This window comes from Bdellovibrio sp. ZFWA1, from assembly GCF_056175665.1.
Genome location: NZ_JBJKJH010000001.1, coordinates 1,003,436 through 1,022,529 on the forward strand (window position 1 = coordinate 1,003,436; position 19,094 = coordinate 1,022,529).

Below are 19,094 nucleotides of genomic sequence, written 5' to 3' on the forward strand. Positions count from 1 at the left end.
TTGAATCAAAGGCTAAACAATATTCTCAAGCTTCCTTGAGGCCTGAAGATAACTTGGATAAACCATCCAAAGTTCTTTGGATGGAAATAAGCTAGATTGAAGAAGGTGCTCTTCGAAATCGGCACTGACAGAGACAGCAGAGGGCAAAATGCTCCATGATGGATTGAGCTCCATCATCTTTAACAATAACTCCATACTTGACGAAGTCATGACAGTATCTAAAGACTTTCCTGACACAACAGCAGAGTCATCCACATACTCCCCAACTTTATCCACAGTCACGACTGTGGATTCTGCGTAAGCATAGGGAAGTTTTGCTAGTGATTGTGGTTTTTGAATCAAATCCACCATGTTCATTTTATGAGCCCGGAGCAATGAACGATGAATCACCAACTTATAACCACTCTCGGTAAACAGCGACGCTGAAAAGCCCTTCATCTTTGGATCTTCTGACAACAACGCCAAATCACATTGCCCATCACGCAACATCGATAAAGCCCCCGCCTCGTCGATAGAAGTCAGCGCGCTTTTTTTGCCCGCTAATTTTTTTTGCGCAAATGACAAAAGGGACTCTGTCGGTCCCGCAATGCGAATCATTTGATCTGTCAGTTGATTTAAAGAAATGGAAGCCTCTTTCAACCTGCTCTGCACATCATTTAAGGGAGGGGCGAGAGTTTGAAAGAGGCTCTGGGCGAATTCAGTAAGCAATTTTCGACGGCCGACCATTTGAAACAATGGCTGACCGACCTCAGCTTCCAGTTTTTTCAACTGCAAGCTAACGGCGGCTTGGGTCATTCCAAGCTGGTCAGCAACGTCTTCGACCCGCCCCACCTGCGCAAAACACACAAATGTTCTGAACAAATCGAGCGAGAGCTTTTCAAGGGAGGGGCTCATCTGCATTCTTTTATATAAATATTTTTATATATTATCTATAAGTATTTTAAGAAAATGACAGAATAATGCGCCGAATAAGGCAGCGCCTCCCCCGAAAATGGGGACGGGAGGTAACGACGAAAATTCATCGGACTGGAATGCTTGAAATAAGGGCTTTTTTATTTGCCGCCCCCTGGGATATTTGGTATTCGGAAACCCAACAAAAACACACCTCTTGGTATTTAACTGGTCCCGGAAACGGGTTCGTCGGCGACAAAAAAGAAGCCGCTCTGCCAAGTGGGAGGATTAACCAGAAAGGACAAGCCCATGGCTCAAGTCACAATGAAAGAAATGTTGGATGCTGGCGTTCACTTCGGACACCAAACTCAACGTTGGAACCCAAAAATGAAACCGTACGTTTACACTGCTCGTGGCGGTATTCATATCATCGATCTTCAGAAGACAGTTGTACGCGCTAACAAAGCTGCAGAATTCGTAAAAGATATCGCTGCTAACGGTGGCCGTATGATCTTCGTAGGAACTAAGAAACAAGCTATCGAACCAATCGTAGAAGCTGCTGAAAAATGTGGTCAATTCCACGTTACTAAGCGTTGGTTGGGCGGAATGCTTACTAACTTCGAAACTATCAAGTCTTCTATCAACCGCCTTCGCAAAATCGACCAGATGAAAGAAAAGGGCGAGTTCAACTTCCTAACTAAAAAAGAACGCGCATCTTTGGAAAAAGAAGCTCTTCGTTTGACTGAATTCCTTTCAGGTATCAAAGACATGAAAGAAATGCCGTCAGTTATGTTCGTAGTTGATCTTCCTAAAGAACACATCGCGGTTGCTGAAGCTAAGCGCCTTGGCATCCCTGTTGTTGCGATCGCTGATACGAACTCTGACCCTGAAATGGTTGACCACCCAATTCCAGGTAACGACGATGCTATCCGTTCAATCAAGTTGTTCTCTAACTTGGTTGCTGAAGCATACCTAGAAGGTGCTCAAGTTTGGGAACAAAAACTTCGCACAATGACTGATAAACAATCAGACGTTGCTAAAGAAGATGGTAACAAAGACGACGCTCCTAAGAAGCGTGCTCCTCGTGGCGCAAAACCAGAAGCTAAAAAAGCAGCAGGTCCAACTGTTGTTAAAGCTACTAAAGCTCCACGCAAGCTAGTTGCTGCAGGTACAGCTGAAGATGTTGAAATCCAAGCTGAACTTGAAGGCGAAACTGATTCTGCTGAGTAATCAGTAAATCAGCAATTTACAAAAAGATGGCCGCAAGGCCATCTTTCTTTATGACTTAAGTACAAACAACTCTTTAGGAGATACCTATGTCAATTTCTGCTACACTCGTAAAAGAACTTCGAGAAAAAACAAGCGCCGGAATGATGGATTGCAAAAAAGCTTTGGAAGCTACATCTGGTGACTTTAACGCTGCCGTTGAATGGTTGCGCGTTAAAGGTCTTTCTTCAGCTGCAAAGAAAGCAGACCGCGTTGCTGCTGAAGGTATGGTTTTCGCAAAAACTGTTGGTAACAAAGCAGTTCTTGTAGAGATCAACTCTGAAACAGACTTCGTTGCTCGTAACGATGGTTTCAAAAATTTCGTAACTGAAGTTTCTGAGCACATCCTTGCAACTGGTTCTACAGAAGATCTTTTGAACCAAAAATTCCACAAAAACCCTGCAATGACTCTTGAGCAAATCGTTAAAGAGAACATCGCTACTATCGGTGAGAACCTTGTTGTTCGTCGCGCTGAGTACTACACAGCTAACGACGGCCTTGTTCACACTTACATCCACGGCGAAGGTAAAATCGGCGTGATCATCGAAGTGACTGCGGGCGCAGCTAAAGACAATGCTGATGTTAAGACAATGACTCAAGACATCGCTTTGCACATCGCTGCAATGAACCCAATGGCTATCTCTTCTGAGCAAATCCCAGCTGATGTTGTTAGCAAAGAAAAAGAAATTTTGACTGCTAAGAACCTTGAGTCTGGTAAGCCAGCAGCAATGATCGAAAAGATCGTTGATGGTCAAATCCGCAAATTCTTGGCTGAGAACTGCCTAGTTGATCAAGCTTTCGTTAAAAACCCAGATTTGAAAATCTCTGACCTTTTGAAAAACACTGGCAAAACTGTTGGTGCAGATCTTAAGATCAAGCGTTTCACTCGCTTCGAGCTTGGTGCTGGTATCGAGAAGAAACAAAACGATTTCGCAGCTGAAGTTGCTGCACAAATGAAGGGACACTAGTTTGAAAGAGCCTGTTTATAAGCGAATTCTACTGAAGTTAAGCGGTGAAGCTCTTGCTGGAAAGCAAGGTACCGGAATTAATACAGCTGTGATCAAGCAGATTGCACAAGATGTGGCGGAAGCTTATCAAGCAGGCGTTCAAATGGGTATTGTCATCGGCGGCGGGAACATCTTTAGAGGTGTTGCCGCTTCTGCTGAGGGCATGGATCGCGCAAGCTCTGACTATATGGGAATGCTTGCCACAGTAATCAATGCTTTGGCACTTCAAGATGCCTTAGAAAAAGAAAACGTCCCTACTCGCGTACAAACAGCCATTGAAATGGCCGAGATTGCTGAACCTTATATCCGTAGACGTGCTATGCGCCACCTTGAAAAAGGCCGCATCGTGATCTTCGGAGCTGGTACTGGCAATCCATATTTCACAACAGATACCGCCGCTTCACTTCGCGCAATGGAAATTGGCGCTCAAGTAATCATGAAAGCTACTAAAGTCGACGGCATCTACGACAAAGACCCCGTTAAACATTCTGATGCAGTTAAATTTGATAAAATTGGCTATATCGACGTATTAAATCGTGGCCTGCAAGTGATGGACTCTACAGCTATCAGCCTTTGCATGGACAACAAACTCCCCATCCTTACTTTTGATATGAACACTCCGGGCAACGTGCTTCGGGCTGTGATGGGTGAAAATATCGGAACATTAGTACACTAACAGGAGACACACCAATGATCGCTGACGTTAAAAAGAACGCACAAGCTAAAATGGATAAAACTCTGCACGCTCTTTCTGAAGAACTTAAGAAAGTACGTACAGGCCGCGCTCAAGTTTCTATGCTTGATGGCGTGCGCGTAAACTACTACGGATCTCCGACTCCTCTTTCCCAGGTTGCGGCGATCTCTTGCCCAGACGCTAAGTCATTTTTGATCGCGCCATGGGAAGCTTCTATTCTTAAAGATATTGAGCAAGCTATCGTAAAGTCTGACATCGGCATGGCTCCAATGAACGACGGAAAAGTTATTCGCTTGAAAGTTCCAGATGTGACTGAAGAGCGCCGTAAAGATCTTGCTAAACAAGTTAAAAAAATCGCAGAAGAGTCTCGCGTAGCTATTCGTATGCACCGCCGTGATTCAAATGATGAAGTGAAAAAGCTTTTGAAAGACAAAGCGGTTTCTGAAGACGAAGCTAAAAAAGCCGAAGCTGACATCCAAAAAGTAACTGACGATTTTATCAAAAAAGTCGATCAAGTTGCGGATGAAAAAGAAAAACAAATCATGACGATCTAATAGGACGATTGAGCCCAATGAAGCTACCTCGCCATCTTGCCATTATTATGGACGGAAACGGCCGCTGGGCTCAAAGCCGCGGGCGCCCGAGATCTTTTGGTCATATCAAAGGAACTCGGGTCGCTAAAAAGATCATCACTGAATGTGCTGATCTTGGTGTTAAACACCTGACTCTTTACGCCTTCTCTGCTGAAAACTGGTTTCGTCCCGAAGCTGAAGTCAGCTTGCTAATGTCGATCCTTAAAAGATATCTAAAAAAAGAGACCGACAATCTTATCAAAAAAAATATCCGCTTCCAGGTCATTGGCGATATGTCCAAAGTCCCTTCGGATGTTTTGTCATCGATTGAACAGTCCATGGAAAGAACTTCTCATTGCACAGGTCTTCAACTGACCTTTGCACTTAGTTATGGATCTCGCCAAGAGATCACCACGGCTGTCCAACAGATCGCAAAACTGGCAAAAGACGGTAAAATTTCAATCAATGAAATCGATGAAGAGCTGATTGCTCAACATTTAAGTTCTTACCCGACTCCAGATCCAGATCTTATCATTCGCACAAGTGGCGAGCAGCGCCTTTCAAATTTCTTGATGTGGCAAGCCGCTTATGCAGAGTTTTATTTTACCGATGTTCTTTGGCCAGATTTTTCTGAAGACGATCTTAAATTAGCATTAACAGTCTTTGGCAAACGAGAGCGTCGCTTCGGAAAGGTCATTTCTACAGATGAAGAGCTTCGTAACTAGAGTCATCTCTGCCCTTATCGCACTTTCAATTATGGCGGGGCTTTGGCACTTCTTTCATATCAATGGACTTAAAGCGATCGTTATCTTTGCAGTCATTGTAGGCTCGTTAGAAATGCTGGAGATGCTGTTCAAAGAAAGTACGCCCTATTCAATCCGCAATTCATTTTATATTCTAAGTCTTTCGATTTTTGGACTATCAGTTACTTGGTTCGAATTTAGCGGTACGTTTATCACTGCTGCGTTGGCAATCTACTGGGTTTTCTGTATTTTAATTCATAAAAAATTGCCTTCAATACAAGTTCTTCGCGATAAAATTGCTTTGGGAACGATGGGACTTCTATACACAGGGGCACTTCCAATATTTGCCTGGAAACTACTAGATGCGCCAAATGGCGTCCTTTGGTTTATTACTTTGTTGGGAGTTGTTTTCGCTGGCGATATTGGTGCTTACGTATTTGGAGTTCTTTGGGGAAAACACAAAGTCATGCCGACGCTGTCTCCAAAAAAATCATGGGAAGGGTCCATCGGCGGTGTTATTTTCTCGATCAGCGTTGCAATTTGTTCTGCGATATACCTGATTAATGTGCCCGTCTGGCAAATGGCAATTCTTGGTCTAGTCTCGGCAATTTTTGCCCAGCTGGGCGACTTTTTTGAGTCCCTTTTAAAGCGAGTGGCTGATATTAAAGACTCTGGCAAAATTATGCCGGGCCATGGTGGAGTTTTAGATCGTATTGATGGTGTGTTGATGGCGGCACCCATCTTTTATCTAGGCATGTTAATACTGACTCAATTCATTACTGATTCCCAATTTTAGTCTAATTAATTTGATCTGAGTCGTTATTTATTGAGGCTCATATTTAGGAACTCTAAGATGGTTCCATGGATAATATTTTTAGTCTGCTTTCATCTGGTGTTTCTGCAATTGTTCCCTTTGTTGTCCTTTTGGGCATCTTGATCTTCGTTCACGAACTAGGTCACTTCCTGGTTGCGCGTTGGTGCGGAGTTAAAGTTGAAGTTTTCTCTTTGGGATTCGGTAAAAAAATTCTACAGCACAAACGTGGCGACACAGTTTATGCCATCTCGATCATCCCACTAGGTGGTTATGTGAAGATGTTCGGAGAACAATCTGGAGAAGGAATTTCCGAAGAAGAAAAGGCAGTTTCATTTACACACAAAACCGTGTGGCAAAGAATGGCAATTGTTTTGGCTGGCCCGCTGATGAACTTCTTCTTTGCTATTTTAATTTTCTTTTTTGTCGGCATGATCGGCGAAGAAAATCATAAGCCTGTTATCGGAGACATCGACAAAGCATCATTTGCTTACAAATCTGGATTCCGCAGCGGTGATACTTTAAAGACAGTCAACGGACAAGAAGTTCGCTCTTTAGAAGACTTTCAAAAAGCATTGCTTTTACAATCCAATCAAGACACAGATCTTTCCGTCACGGTCGAGCGTGAAGGCACTGGACAAAAAGAAGAGCTTAAGTTTTCTGCTCCCGCAAAAGAAAATCCAAATCCAGTCAGTCGTCATGACTTTGTTGTGGATATCGAAGGCCTTCTTCCGTATTCACTGGGCACAACTGTTGGAGTCATCCATGGTTCGGTAGCAGCAAGTCTGGGTCTAAAAACTGGTGATCAGGTCACAGCCATTAATGGTGTCAATATCATCTACTGGCGAGAACTTGAAACTGTTATTTCAACAGTGGATGGCACTCAAAACATTGAGCTAAAAACTTTAAGCCAAGGCAAAGAAGGCGTTGTGACCATCGCTTCTTTAGGAAAAAAGTCGATCACCCTAAAGGATCTTGGTATCGAAAGCTCGGAACTTTATCTAGGCTCGGTTATGAAAGACAGCCCTGCTGAAAAAGCGGGATTAAAAGTTGGCGATCGTATGGTCGCGGTGGGCTCTACTCAAATTCAAAAGTGGGAAGATCTTTTAAAGGTCGTAAAATCTTTTGACGGAAGCTCTGCCTTAAAATTTACGGTGGACCGCGAAGGCCAAAAGCAAGTGCTGGACATTAAGCCTAACTTAACAAAAATCATGACTCCTCAAGGCCGTGAAGAAAAGCGCTTTGCAATTGGTATTTCCCCAACTATTAACATCGCAGCTTCACAATATGTAAAAGTTTACGCTGGTGGTTTTGTTCCAAGTATTAAACAAGGAATTGATCGCACCTTAGACGTTTCAGTTATGACGGTACTAAGTTTTGCTCGGCTATTTGCAGGCGATATTTCACCTAAAAATATTGGTGGCGTGATTTCGATCGGACAGGCGGCTCACGAAACTTTTAAAATTGGCATCAGTCAGTTTTTACAGATGATGGGCTTAATTTCAGTCAATTTGTTCATTTTAAACTTATTGCCAGTTCCAGTCCTTGATGGCGGACACTTGGTGTTCTACACAATCGAAGCACTGAAAGGGTCTCCGCTGTCAGGAAGAAAAATGGAAGTCGCCCAACAAGTAGGCCTAGCAATCTTAATGAGTTTGATGGTGTTCGCGCTATTTAACGACGTCACTCGACTGATTGGACTTTAATGACAGTTCTAGCACTTGAATCTAGCACCATGCTTGGAAGCGTCGCGATTGTTCGCGATGGCCAAGTTCTTTGCGAGGTGACCTCTTTGCGCGAGCGGTCCCATAGCGAAGTTATGAATGCTTTTGTGGATCAGTGCTTAGAAAAAGTGAATTTGAAATTAATGGATATAGATCTATTTGCGACGGGACAAGGTCCCGGAAGCTTTACTGGAATTAGAGTTTCGGCGAACATCGCCAAAACTTACAGCTATTGCTTTAGTAAACCCATGGCCAGTGTTGATTCTTTAGCAAATATGGCGACCCTAAATTTTGCAGATACTAAGATGCAAGGGAAGCTGGTAATGCCAATGATCAATGCCTACAAAAATATGGTTTACACAGGAATCTACCGCTGGACTGCAGAGGGTGTTGAAGCTGTTCTAAGTCCCACAGCGATTCCTGTTCGCGAGTTGAAGAACTTTGTAAAAGAACCTGTTTGGGCTGTTGGAGATGGCTGGGTCGACTACCACGAATTTTTTCATCCAGACTTAAAGAGCTTGGTGAATAGAAGCGAGGAATCGAAAGACTACCCAACAGCTGCAACTTTGGGTGTTGTCGCCGAGCGCTTGGCAAAAAAAGGAAGTACGTTGGACTGGAAGTCATTCGTGCCCCTTTATATTCGCGCCTCGGAAGCCGAAGAGACAAAAAAAGGAATATTTATCACCCCTCTACAATAATTATCAGAGGGATTGAAAAGGAAGAAGTCCATGGAACGCGACTTTGAAGAAATGCAGGAAGCAGATAACGTTAAATCCATCAAAAGTGCCAACGAAAAGCAGGCAAAACTTTGGGTGGTTGGATCCGGCAAGGGTGGAGTGGGAAAAACTTTTGTCAGTACCTCTTTAGCTATTTCCCTAACTAAGCTAGGTCACAATGTAGTTATTGTTGATCTTGACCTTAGCGGCGCCAATGTCCACACAGCCCTAGGATTAAATCCATCACACATGAACGTGCGGCATTTCTTTGAGGCCAGTAAAAGCCTGCAAGAGCTGGTGATCCCAACACCTTTTGCAAAACTCTCGTATGTTCAAGGCTTCTGGGACTCGTGGGTTCCAACAGACTTCACAAGTGATCAAATTCAAAGACTTATTCCTGAACTTAAAACTCTTCGTGCTGACTTTGTCATTGTCGATTTAGGTGCTGGCGCCATGGCTGGTCACTTGGATTTATTCAAAGCCGCTGACGAAAAAATCTTGGTATCAAGTCCCGAACCTTCCTCTATCGAAAAGACCTATCGGTATCTTGAAGCCTACGTATGCAATACCTTAAAAGAGGACGCAGTACCTGATGCTTGGAATGAATTACTTTCGACTTTGCGCCAACATCGCCAAGGTTCTTTAAACAGACCTTTTAGTTTTAAAAATTACTTACGATCCCAGAACGGATTTCAGTACAGCTTCTTTGAGTCACTTAGTACAAAGCCAGTTCGCTTGATCGTGAACGGAGCCCGCAATCAAGAAAACTCTGAACTTGGGTTTTCAATTAAAAGCGTCTGCTTTAAGTACTACGACCTTAGTATAGATTATGCGGGATCGATCGATTTCGATAATGCTGTGTGGCAGGCCGCAAGGGTGCGAGAACCCATGCTAATTTCGCAGCCGTTCACTCCGCTAGCGGGACAATTCTTATCAATTTGCAAACATCTTATTGATCCTGAAGAACTCCGCGCCGTAATATAAAAGGGATGACACCAGTATCCCGTTATAACTATTACGAAGTATTGGAATTACAGTCGACTGCACCTCAACACGAGGTCACGACGGCTTATGAAAGAGCCCGTAAAACTTACTCTGGAGACAATCCTGCTATCTACACGATTTTCTCCGAGCAAGAAGCCAGGGAGCTTTTATTTGTGATCGACGAAGCCTATAAAGTTCTTGGCAACAAGATCATGAGAGGCATCTACGATCAGCGTCTGCGTGATGGTAATTCAAATTTAAATCAACTGACTTACGAGTCCATTCTGGAAGCAAGCCAACAGCTTTTCCCTGAAAAGCCGGTGCAAACTTACGTAAAGCCAGAGTTTAAAGCCAATCCCGCTTTCGAGTCCGAGATAAAATCTCAGACCAATTGGGATGGAGCTTTCTTGACCAGAGTTCGCGAGTATAAAAACTATACCGTCGAATCTTTATCTAATATCACAAAGATCAATCCTTTTTACATCAAGGCCATCGAGGCTATGGAGCCGCAAAATTTGCCTGCGGTTGTATTCGTCAGAGGCTATGTTATTCAAATGGCGCGCGCGATGAATCTAGATGATAAAAAAGTTGCTGATTCTTATATGAAACTCTTCAAGGAAAAGATTGGCAAATAGCCAATGGGTAAATTAGTAATTCAAGCCCCCTCAGAGATGTGGGGGCTTCGTTTAGATAAAGCTCTTGCCTTGATTCCTGAAATCGAAACTCGATCGCGCGCTTCATGGTTGATTGATGAGAGCAAAGTTCTAGTTAATAACAAATCTGCAAAAGCGTCCTTGGTAATTAAAGAAAACGATACAATTCAAATAGAGCTTCCAGAAAAAACCACCAACGAACTTCTTCCTTTTGATTTAAAGCTAGATATTTTATTTGAAGATGCAGACCTAATAGTAATCAATAAGCCCGCAGGCTTAGTAGTTCATCCCGCAGCTGGACACGAACAAGACACTCTGGTCAATGCCCTGCTGGCTCATACCCAAGATTTCAATATGAAATTCGGAGACAATCGCCCTGGCATTGTCCACCGTATTGATAAAGAAACTAGTGGGATTCTAGTTGTCGCCAAGAATGACAAATCCCACGAACACTTGGTATCCCAGTTCAAAGAACGTAGCACTCATAGACTCTATCACGCTATTTGCCTGGGACGACCTCGCACTTTGAATGGAACAATTAAGAGCTGGCTTGCAAGACATCCCGTCGACCGGAAAAGATATTCATCTGTTCTAGGAGAAGATCGAAAGATCATTACCGACGAAAATGCCGACCTAAATATCGGCAAATGGGCTGTTACTCACTTTGAAGTCCTTTCGCAAAAAAGTGGTCTTTCTTATCTTAAACTGAAACTTGAAACGGGCCGCACCCACCAAATTCGCATTCATCTTTCCGAAAATGGAGCACCCATCGTTGGTGATACACTTTACGGTGCAGACAAAAAGATTAAGAATGCCGAAGCAAAAGAAACCCAGAACGATATTAAAAATTTAAACAGATTTTTACTTCATGCTTGCGAGCTTTCTTTCACTCATCCGACCTCGGGACAAAGAATGGACTTTAAGTGTGACTGGCCCGACGCTGACTTGAATCTTATTACAAAATGGGGACTGAGATGAACCTGACCGAAACTAAATTTGGATTCGTCATTGAAACTGAAAAAGTGCTTATGCTTTTCGGCGGTATCGAAGGAAACTACAAAAATATTTGTGCTCACTGGCCACAATATCAATTCAAACGAATTAAGCAAACTCACTCGGATATCTGCATTGAAACAGATTTACAAACCCCAGACTACACAATCGAAGCCGATGCACACTTCACCCAAGATCATGAACTTGGCGTCTGCATTTCAACTGCAGACTGTGTTCCTGTCTTAATTTATGATTCGATAACTGAAAGTGTTTTAGCAATTCATGCCGGCTGGCGCGGTGTCGCGAACGAAATTATCCCAAAAAGCATCGAGTCTTTATACATTCGCGGTGCCCAGCCCAACTCTTTAAGCATTGCCATTGGACCCCATATTCAAAAAGAAAGTTTTGAAGTTGATTTAGATGTTCGCGATCAAATTCTGGCGACTTTGCATGATCCAGATCTAGCCAATGATTCTGGTTTCTCTGAAGTTTATGACAAAGATGGCGTCCGCAAAGCAAAGGTAGATATCAATGCCGTCGTTAAGCAACAGCTTGCCCGCCATCACATTCAAGCCGATCAAATTTTCGATCTTCATATCAATACAGTCACCGATATGCGGTTTCACTCTCATCGCAGAGATCGCGAAAAAGCCGGACGGCAATTGTCTTTTATTTTAAGAAAGAACTAGATAATCGATTTTCGCCTGACGGCTGCTGTCTATCGCTTTGCGATTTTCGCCTGACGGCTGGGCCAAAAAAAATCCCGCTATTGCTAGCGGGACAAAATAAAAAATAAATGGTGGCTTGAGACGGAATCGAACCGCCGACACAAGGATTTTCAGTCCTCTGCTCTACCAGCTGAGCTACCAAGCCACGGTGTGAAAGAGACACAAGGAATACCCTTCGCAGGGTATCCTGTCAACATTAGACCTTATCAAAAGCTGATTTTAAATCGTTGATAAGGTCACTTAGATCTTCGACTCCAACAGAAAGTCGAATCAAAGCATCGTCAATTCCCAGAGCCTTGCGATTTTCCGGGGGGACGGAGGCGTGCGTCATAATGGCCGGATGCTCAATCAAGCTCTCTACGCCCCCAAGACTCTCGGCAAGTGAAAAGATTTCAACATTTTCGAGGAATTTTCGGGCAGAATCCATCCCACCTTTTATGTAAAAAGTGATCATTCCGCCAAAACCCTTCATTTGCTCTTTAGCTAAAGAATGCTGAGGATGACTAGCCAGGCCCGGATAAATAACTTTATCCACTTTTGGATGCGACTCCAAAAATTGAGCGATCGCAATTGCATTAGTTTCATGAGCCTTCATTCTTAAAGGCAAAGTTTTAAGACTTCGCAGGCACATAAATGCATCAAACGGAGACATGATTCCACCCATAGAATTCGTTAAAAACTGAATTCTCTCCGCAAGATCTTGTCGAGACGTCAAAACAGCCCCCCCAACAACATCCGAATGACCACCAATGTACTTCGTCACCGAGTGAACAACTAAGTCTGCTCCCAGCTCAAGAGGGCGCTGAAACCAAGGGGACATAAAAGTATTATCCACCACAGTCAAAATACCCTTGGCTTTAGCAATCGCTGCGATTTTTTGAATATCTACAAGCTTTAAAGTAGGATTTGTCGGAGTCTCAAGCCAAACCATTTTTGTATTTGGTTTGATTGCAGCCTCGAAGTTCTCGACTTTGGTTAAATCCACAAATGAAAACTGCATTCCATCGTGTTTCAAAACCTTATCAAATAGCCGAAACGTACCGCCGTACATATCGTCCATCGCGATAACATGATCGCCACCCTTAATCAGATGCAAAATAGTAGTGGTTGCAGCACAACCAGAAGCAAAAGCAAAACCAAACTGCCCGCTTTCAAGACTGGCCAAACAATTCTCAAAAGCCCGGCGAGTAGGATTATGGGTTCTAGAATACTCCCATCCTTTATGAACCCCCGGTGACTCTTGAACATATGTAGAGGTCAAATATACAGGCGTCATAATAGCGCCCGTTGTTGGATCCGGTGCCTGACCCGCATGAATAGATCTTGTTGCGAAACCTAAGTTCTTATTTTCTTTTTTCATATTAGTTAGCCTCGATTTGCTTCATATAATCTTGGGCAGAAACAATAGAGTTAAATGCCGTTTCTACTTCATGCTTTTGCAATAAATTTTGGTTCAACATCCATTGGTCGTTAAAAGCTTTACTTAAATAAGCCCGACCACTGTCAGGGAATATCACAACGATCTTGCTTGGTTTAGAGAGCTTTTTCGATGCTTTGATTGCACCAACTAATGCCAATCCTGAAGATGGACCCACTAACAAGCCTTCTTCGGCAACTAATCTTCGTGTCAATTCAAAGGCCTCTTGATCGTTCACTTGCTCGAAGCCATCGTAGTATTTCATCTGAACGTTGTCGGGAAGCATGTCCTCGCCGACTCCTTCGACTAAATAAGCTCCCGGAGGATTCAAAACTTTGCCGTGATAGTATAAGTCGTACAAAATTGAGCCAATTGGATCTGCGCAGATCACCTTAACATTTGGATTTTTTTCTTTTAGAAAGCGCCCACAACCAGTGATGGTACCACCCGTGCCAGCCCCACCAACGAACATATCAATCTGCCCCTGCATTTGCTCCCAAATTTCTGGACCAGTCGTGATGTAGTGGCGATCCGGATTATCGCCGTTATTATATTGGTTAACATAAAAAGAATTCTTTGTTCTTTGGGCAATCGTTTTTGCCACTGAATAATGACTTAATGGATGCTCAGGCTCTACCCCAGATGGCGTGATAACTACTTTTGCCCCATAAGCACGCAAAATGGACCGTTTTTCCTCACTCATTTTTTCGGGCATCACGAAAATACATTTATAACCTTTGATAGCCGCAACCATGGCAAGCCCAACGCCCGTGTTTCCAGACGTTGCTTCGACAATCACGCCACCTGATTTTAGTTCACCGCGTTTTTCCGCTTCCTCGATCATCGCCAAAGCAACACGATCTTTGATCGATCCACCCGGATTGAAATATTCGATTTTCGCAAAAAACTGATGGGGGCTGTCTTTACATACCTTTTGAAGTTGAATCAAAGGGGTGGCGCCAACTGTTTCAAGAAGAGACTGACTAGTTTTCAACATATTTACCTTTTACTTCCGACGGGTTTAATTTTTCGCTTCTGACAGCAGAACTTCCATAGAATCGTTCCGCATTTTCTAAAGCAGTATGTAGGTGCCCAAGCATATTCCCTGTATACGGAAGTCCTAGCTTTTTAGATAGATCGCGGACAACTTTTTCATCAGGCTTATCTTGCATAAGTTCCTCGGCTAAAAGCTCAAATAGATCTTGCCGGTTTTTTGGATCTAAGCTTTTTGCTGGCATACTGTCTCCTTTAGATGCGTGAACAATGTAGCACTAGCCCCCCAAAGAGTGCAAAAAGTTCCGAACAAGGGGACCAAACAACAGAAGCAAAATAGCGGGAAGCTGAAATAAAAGAGTGGGGATCATCGCTAAATACGGCAGCTTCCCCAATTTTTCCTGAATTTCATCATCCACGGACCGCATCATTTCAAGCTCCAGAGCCTCTAGGGCCTTACCGATGGCGGCCCCTTCCATGCCCTGCTCTAACAGTTCCAAAAGTGTTTTACGCCAAGGATTTAATCGCAATTGTTCAGCCTTTAAACCCCACTCATTAGAACGGCCACTTTCAATATGCCCTTTCCAAGTCAGCACCTGTTCACGAAACTCAGACTGATCGGTTTGTATCCAACACTCCACTCCTCGGCGAACTGAATTTCCAAGTTCTATGGATCTGCGAACACTCATCAATAGTGATAACGATGGGCTTAGATGTTCCATTTAACCCTCTTTTGAATAAAAAATGCACAGATCAAGCCCGCCGCGAACAACAAATGTGATAAAAAAAGCGCCCCAGAGTTTTCAGCGTAGCCAAAATTTGTCACCACAAAAATCAGCAAGCAAATATACATAATCACCATAATAAATGTTTGCCACCTAAGATGAGTGAGCAGCTGTCCGGACCTACGTCGAAAATTATTTCGAGTTGCATACTGCTTTCTTAGAAAAAGAAGCTGCTCTTTTTGCCGATTATTAGAAACATAAATTTGCTTTAGAAGAGCGCAGAAACCGCTACTAGTGCGGCTTTTAAGTTTCAACTCTGAACTTTCTAACTCGAGGTTCCTGGCAATTTCTTTCCAATGTGAGTTAAGCCATGTCCGATCCGCGGACACCGCCGATGTGATCGATTGACGAAGAGATCTTCCCGCCGACATTCCCACCAAAACACTATCCAACATCATCGGAATGCGTTCTTCGAGGCACTTTTCTGCATATGTTCTTAAAAAAAACGCAAAAAACTTTAAAGTTCCAAAAAATATTCCGAAGAAGAGCCAGAGCACAATCGGACTTTGATGTTTGAAAGCATAAAAAAGAATCGATAAGACCGCTGAAAGAAGATAGACGCCGAATCTAAAACTTGGATGAAGAGAAAACTCGGCACAAACTATCCGAAATTGACGGCAGATAATCGAAAATCCGATTACCGAAACTATAAAAGAGATAAACATGCGACCTCCTGACCACGCGAATTGGTCGCAAAAAAAGTGCAAGAAAAAAATTTGTTGACGGATGTGGTCGAATTGTGAAGAAATAGAGATATAGAGATTTTACAAAAGTAACAACAACAACAACGTTTGCATCCTAGGAGGAGCACATGGCAAAGACAACAAAGAAAGTAGCTAAAAAAGCTACAAAAAAAGTTGCAAAGAAAGCTACTAAAAAAGTAGCTAAAAAAGCTACAAAGAAAGTTGCTAAAAAAGCGACTAAAAAAGTAGCTAAAAAAGCTACTAAAAAAGCTGCTAAAGCTTAATTTTAAGTTTTTAAAGCTAAACCCTCGGGTCACAAGCCCGAGGGTTTTTTTTTGCCTTTTTCCCTCTGAGAAATAAAAAAGGAGGCTCGTGCCTCCTTGAAGATTCTTGAAAGAAATTCTTTAAATTCCAACGCGGGCTTTTACGCCCTCTTCTTGAAAAAACTTTTTAATTGCGGGCGCATCTAAAGGCTCTAATCTGAACAACAATTTATGCATTAATTCGTAGCTTTCTTCGGCCTTTTTTGAGCGAAGCGCCCCGGTTAAATAGGCCATATCATCGCTAATTTTGATGGCATTATTTACCAATCTAGAAACATCTTTGTTACGGCTTGTTTGATCTAACAGAACCAATGTTTTGTTAAAATTAGTGGTTAAACGATCCAACTGAGCGATCATATTAGTGACACTGCCCTCATTTTTTTCGACAAGGTCCAGCATCTTTCCCGCCAATCCATATCCCTGAGAAATCAATTGATCGATTCTAGGTGGATCTTCACCCCTTACATAGTCTCCGGCCGCAAAAACTCCAGCCTCCAAAGATCCCGGCGAAATTTCCAGAAACTTTTCACCGATGACCCCGGCCAAGTTAATAAAAAAGCGCGAGTCTTTTCGGACCGACGACCAGGCTTTATCATCGATAGTGACCGTCAACTTAAGTTTGACCTCTTCCCCATCCGGCATTTTGAATTCCGGATCAAAAGAAATCTTTTTTACCTTGCCCACCTTGATGCCCATAACCCTAACCGGAGATCCTTCTTCGATTCCTCCGGCATAGTTGTACATCACATGCAGTTCTTTGGCTTTGCTAAACGGGCTTACCAAACCCAGCATCCACGCAAAAACTCCGCACAATATCAAGGATCCGAGGGCAAGAAGACCAACTTTGGTTTCAGATTTCATGGAAGGACCTCCCTGTCCTAATAGAAGTAACTAAAAGTATATGACAAAACGAAATCAAGAACAATAATCGCAATCGAAGACGCGACAACAGTGTTGGTAGTTGCTTTACCTACCCCATCCGCACCGGCTTTACACCGAAATCCATAATAACCTGCAACCAACGGAATGACAGCACCGAAAAATCCACCTTTTATAATTGCAAATATTAGGTCCTGAAAATCGACAAACCTATTCATCGAGGTCAAAAACATGCCCGGCGTGTAGCCGAGGTAAAACTCACTCACCAACATCGCACAAAAGATACAGACGATATTTGCAATTGCGGTCAAAATCATCGTTCCAAAGATGGAAGCTAAGAACCTAGGCACAATAAGATATTTTATAGGATCAATTGCCAACATTTTTAGCGCATCTACTTGTTCTGTGACCTGCATAGAGCCAATCTCAGAGGCCCAACCCGCACCCACACGAGAGGTCAAAAGTAGTGCAGTCACCACCGCCCCAAGTTCTCGCAAAATCAACAGTGCCGCGAATCCCGGAACCATCGAATCATTTTGAATGACCATTTTCATGTGAAACGAAGACTCTAAAATTGTAACAACAGCCGCGAAACAAACGCAGAACCCGACTATAGGCAAGCTCTTGTTGGCCACAAATTCAATCTGCTGAATAAACTCTTTTTTTCGGAAAGGCCGACTTCCAATACCCAAAATCGTATTTTTTGCTAGCGCCAGGATCATCTATACCCCCGAATTGCTTGCAATAAAATGTCGCCCGCAAAGCTTGTGAACCAATCCATCACCACAATTGTGACCATTGTGATTACTGCGGTTGAAACAACAGATCGGCCAACCCCTTTTGCCCCACCTGTGGTCGTATAGCCTTTCCAAGTACAGACCGTCGCTAATACAACTGCAAAAACAAAACATTTTATTAGCCCCGAGGCGACACTTATCGGTGACACAATTGTTGGAATATGACGAAGATACTCTTCGAAATTTACTCCCGCAAAAACTTGGCCCATCAACATTCCGCCAAACACTGACATGCACAATCCAAGTCCCAATAAAAAGAATGACGAAATAATAATTGCGATAAATCGCGGAATAACAATTTCTTGAATTGGATCTGCGCCTAAGCAGCGAATAGCATCTATTTGCTCGGTCACTCGCATTGTTCCTAACTCTGCAGACGTGTAGGCCCCTACTTTTCCTGCCAACATAAAAGCAATCAGCAACGGACCAACTTCACGAAAAGTACCAGATGTTGCCAGGCCCCCCAAATAACCAAGGGCCCCGAACTCTTTCATCTGTAATGTGAACTGAACGGTTAGAATTGCACCCACGAAAAAACCGGCCATCGCTGTCGTTGGGAAACTATCGACTGTGACCTTCCATATCTGATCAAATATATTTGTTTTTACTGGCTTTTTTCTAAACAAAGTTTGCAAAACTTGCCCCAGAAAAATCATCGCCCCGCCAACGTCATCAACAATTGAAATTATCCAGTTCATGTTTGTTCAACCTCTGCTAAAAAATCTTTCACCAATTGTTTTTCCGATCGCAAAAGCTGAGCAGGAGTCCCCTGATCTACGATCTCGCCCTTATCCAAAACAACAATCCAATCAGCTATCGAAAGAGCACACTGCATATCATGGGAAACTACCAATGATGTTGTTTTAAGCTCTCGGGATAAATCTTGAATCAATTTATTTACTGCATTTGTCGTTACCGGATCCAAACCCGTCGTTGGCTCATCAAATAAAAGAATCCGCGGCTCGATAACTACAGTTCGAGCCATACTAACTCGTTTTTGCATTCCATAGGAAAGCTGAGGAGGAAACTTTTCTTCGATACCAGAAAGATTCACCAACTTAAGAGCGGCCTTTACTTTTTTTGCAATTTCCTCTTCTGAAATCGAATAGTGGCGTCTTAAACCAAAGGCGACATTTTCATAGACAGTGAGTGAATCAAAAAGAGCTGGATGTTGAAAGACCATTCCACATTTTTTGCGAATTGGTAGATAGTTTTCCTCTGAAATTCGACTAACCTCTTGACCATCAATCCAAATTTCACCCTCGTCGGGCCTAAGAAGACCCACCAGATTTTTAAGAAGAACTGATTTGCCTGTCCCAGATGTCCCCAAAATGAACAAAATTTTGCCTTCCTCAATTTTTAAATTGAGTCCTTTTAGGATTGTACGATCTCCGAATCTTTTAACTAAGTTTTTAAATTCAATCATTCGACATCC

The 19,094-nt window shown here is 43.0% G+C and carries 23 protein-coding genes and 1 tRNA gene; 13 read left to right on the forward strand and 11 right to left on the reverse strand.

Annotated elements, in window-relative coordinates:
* Positions 1-12 precede the first annotated feature (12 nt).
* Positions 13-894, reverse strand: a complete 882-nt coding sequence (locus AC04MN_RS04730; protein ID WP_475382038.1) for a LysR family transcriptional regulator — start codon at positions 892-894, stop codon at positions 13-15.
* A gap of 306 nt (positions 895-1,200) precedes the next feature.
* Here AC04MN_RS04730 and rpsB point away from each other — a divergent pair, with 306 nt between their 5' ends.
* From rpsB to AC04MN_RS04790, 12 genes are all read left to right on the forward strand, one after another.
* Positions 1,201-2,121, forward strand: coding sequence for a 30S ribosomal protein S2 (gene rpsB, locus AC04MN_RS04735; RefSeq protein WP_475382039.1), 921 nt, complete (start codon positions 1,201-1,203; stop codon positions 2,119-2,121).
* Between the two features lie 86 nt (positions 2,122-2,207).
* The gene (gene tsf, locus AC04MN_RS04740) at positions 2,208-3,125 is read left to right on the forward strand and encodes a translation elongation factor Ts (protein ID WP_475382040.1); all 918 of its coding nucleotides are present in this window, start codon (positions 2,208-2,210) and stop codon (positions 3,123-3,125) included.
* A 1-nt stretch (position 3,126) separates the two neighbouring features.
* Positions 3,127-3,840 (forward strand): UMP kinase, encoded by a 714-nt coding sequence (gene pyrH / locus AC04MN_RS04745; protein ID WP_475382041.1) that lies wholly within the window; start codon positions 3,127-3,129, stop codon positions 3,838-3,840.
* 14 nt (positions 3,841-3,854) lie between these two features.
* Positions 3,855-4,412 (forward strand): ribosome recycling factor, encoded by a 558-nt coding sequence (frr, locus tag AC04MN_RS04750; RefSeq protein WP_475382042.1) that lies wholly within the window; start codon positions 3,855-3,857, stop codon positions 4,410-4,412.
* A 17-nt stretch (positions 4,413-4,429) separates the two neighbouring features.
* Positions 4,430-5,155 carry an isoprenyl transferase gene (locus AC04MN_RS04755; protein ID WP_475382043.1) on the forward strand — a complete coding sequence of 242 codons (726 nt, stop codon included), beginning with the start codon at positions 4,430-4,432 and terminating at the stop codon, positions 5,153-5,155.
* Positions 5,136-5,969 (forward strand): phosphatidate cytidylyltransferase, encoded by an 834-nt coding sequence (locus tag AC04MN_RS04760; RefSeq protein WP_475382044.1) that lies wholly within the window; start codon positions 5,136-5,138, stop codon positions 5,967-5,969. Before AC04MN_RS04755 ends, AC04MN_RS04760 begins: the two co-directional genes overlap by 20 nt.
* A 65-nt stretch (positions 5,970-6,034) precedes the next feature.
* Positions 6,035-7,690, forward strand: coding sequence for an RIP metalloprotease RseP (gene rseP, locus AC04MN_RS04765; RefSeq protein ID WP_475382045.1), 1,656 nt, complete (start codon positions 6,035-6,037; stop codon positions 7,688-7,690).
* Positions 7,690-8,406, forward strand: coding sequence for a tRNA (adenosine(37)-N6)-threonylcarbamoyltransferase complex dimerization subunit type 1 TsaB (gene tsaB, locus AC04MN_RS04770; RefSeq protein WP_475382046.1), 717 nt, complete (start codon positions 7,690-7,692; stop codon positions 8,404-8,406). Before rseP ends, tsaB begins: the two co-directional genes overlap by 1 nt.
* A 30-nt stretch (positions 8,407-8,436) precedes the next feature.
* Positions 8,437-9,408 carry a P-loop NTPase gene (locus AC04MN_RS04775; protein WP_475382047.1) on the forward strand — a complete coding sequence of 324 codons (972 nt, stop codon included), beginning with the start codon at positions 8,437-8,439 and terminating at the stop codon, positions 9,406-9,408.
* A 5-nt stretch (positions 9,409-9,413) separates the two neighbouring features.
* Entirely contained in the window at positions 9,414-10,043 is a 630-nt protein-coding gene (locus AC04MN_RS04780) for a helix-turn-helix domain-containing protein (protein WP_475382048.1), read from the forward strand.
* 3 nt (positions 10,044-10,046) lie between these two features.
* Complete coding sequence (locus AC04MN_RS04785; RefSeq protein ID WP_475382049.1) at positions 10,047-11,039, forward strand: RluA family pseudouridine synthase; 993 nt, start codon at positions 10,047-10,049, stop codon at positions 11,037-11,039.
* Positions 11,036-11,743, forward strand: a complete 708-nt coding sequence (locus AC04MN_RS04790; RefSeq protein WP_475382050.1) for a purine nucleoside phosphorylase YfiH/LACC1 family protein — start codon at positions 11,036-11,038, stop codon at positions 11,741-11,743. The genes AC04MN_RS04785 and AC04MN_RS04790 overlap by 4 nt, the downstream gene beginning before the upstream one ends.
* Before the next feature lie 108 nt (positions 11,744-11,851).
* Here AC04MN_RS04790 and AC04MN_RS04795 read toward each other — a convergent pair.
* The 6 genes from AC04MN_RS04795 to AC04MN_RS04820 form a co-directional block, all read right to left on the reverse strand.
* Positions 11,852-11,927, reverse strand: a tRNA-Phe gene (locus AC04MN_RS04795).
* 51 nt (positions 11,928-11,978) lie between these two features.
* The gene (locus AC04MN_RS04800) at positions 11,979-13,142 is read right to left on the reverse strand and encodes a cystathionine gamma-synthase (RefSeq protein ID WP_475382051.1); all 1,164 of its coding nucleotides are present in this window, start codon (positions 13,140-13,142) and stop codon (positions 11,979-11,981) included.
* Between the two features lies 1 nt (position 13,143).
* Complete coding sequence (locus tag AC04MN_RS04805) at positions 13,144-14,196, reverse strand: PLP-dependent cysteine synthase family protein (protein ID WP_475382052.1); 1,053 nt, start codon at positions 14,194-14,196, stop codon at positions 13,144-13,146.
* Positions 14,183-14,437, reverse strand: coding sequence for a hypothetical protein (locus tag AC04MN_RS04810; protein ID WP_475382053.1), 255 nt, complete (start codon positions 14,435-14,437; stop codon positions 14,183-14,185). Before AC04MN_RS04810 ends, AC04MN_RS04805 begins: the two co-directional genes overlap by 14 nt.
* A gap of 33 nt (positions 14,438-14,470) precedes the next feature.
* Positions 14,471-14,914 carry a hypothetical protein gene (locus AC04MN_RS04815; protein ID WP_475382054.1) on the reverse strand — a complete coding sequence of 148 codons (444 nt, stop codon included), beginning with the start codon at positions 14,912-14,914 and terminating at the stop codon, positions 14,471-14,473.
* Positions 14,902-15,642, reverse strand: a complete 741-nt coding sequence (locus AC04MN_RS04820) for a hypothetical protein (RefSeq protein ID WP_475382055.1) — start codon at positions 15,640-15,642, stop codon at positions 14,902-14,904. Before AC04MN_RS04820 ends, AC04MN_RS04815 begins: the two co-directional genes overlap by 13 nt.
* Before the next feature lie 146 nt (positions 15,643-15,788).
* Between AC04MN_RS04820 and AC04MN_RS04825 the strand changes: the two genes are divergently transcribed.
* Positions 15,789-15,944 carry a hypothetical protein gene (locus AC04MN_RS04825; RefSeq protein ID WP_475382056.1) on the forward strand — a complete coding sequence of 52 codons (156 nt, stop codon included), beginning with the start codon at positions 15,789-15,791 and terminating at the stop codon, positions 15,942-15,944.
* 120 nt (positions 15,945-16,064) lie between these two features.
* Here the strand turns inward: AC04MN_RS04825 and AC04MN_RS04830 are convergent, their stop codons facing one another.
* The 4 genes from AC04MN_RS04830 to AC04MN_RS04845 are packed head-to-tail and all read right to left on the reverse strand — an operon-like array spanning position 16,065 to position 19,085.
* Entirely contained in the window at positions 16,065-16,844 is a 780-nt protein-coding gene (locus AC04MN_RS04830; protein ID WP_475382057.1) for an MlaD family protein, read from the reverse strand.
* Between the two features lie 17 nt (positions 16,845-16,861).
* Positions 16,862-17,584, reverse strand: coding sequence for an MlaE family ABC transporter permease (locus tag AC04MN_RS04835; RefSeq protein ID WP_475382058.1), 723 nt, complete (start codon positions 17,582-17,584; stop codon positions 16,862-16,864).
* Positions 17,581-18,357, reverse strand: coding sequence for an MlaE family ABC transporter permease (locus tag AC04MN_RS04840; RefSeq protein WP_475382059.1), 777 nt, complete (start codon positions 18,355-18,357; stop codon positions 17,581-17,583). Before AC04MN_RS04840 ends, AC04MN_RS04835 begins: the two co-directional genes overlap by 4 nt.
* The gene (locus tag AC04MN_RS04845) at positions 18,354-19,085 is read right to left on the reverse strand and encodes an ABC transporter ATP-binding protein (RefSeq protein WP_475382060.1); all 732 of its coding nucleotides are present in this window, start codon (positions 19,083-19,085) and stop codon (positions 18,354-18,356) included. Before AC04MN_RS04845 ends, AC04MN_RS04840 begins: the two co-directional genes overlap by 4 nt.
* Positions 19,086-19,094: the final 9 nt, after the last annotated feature.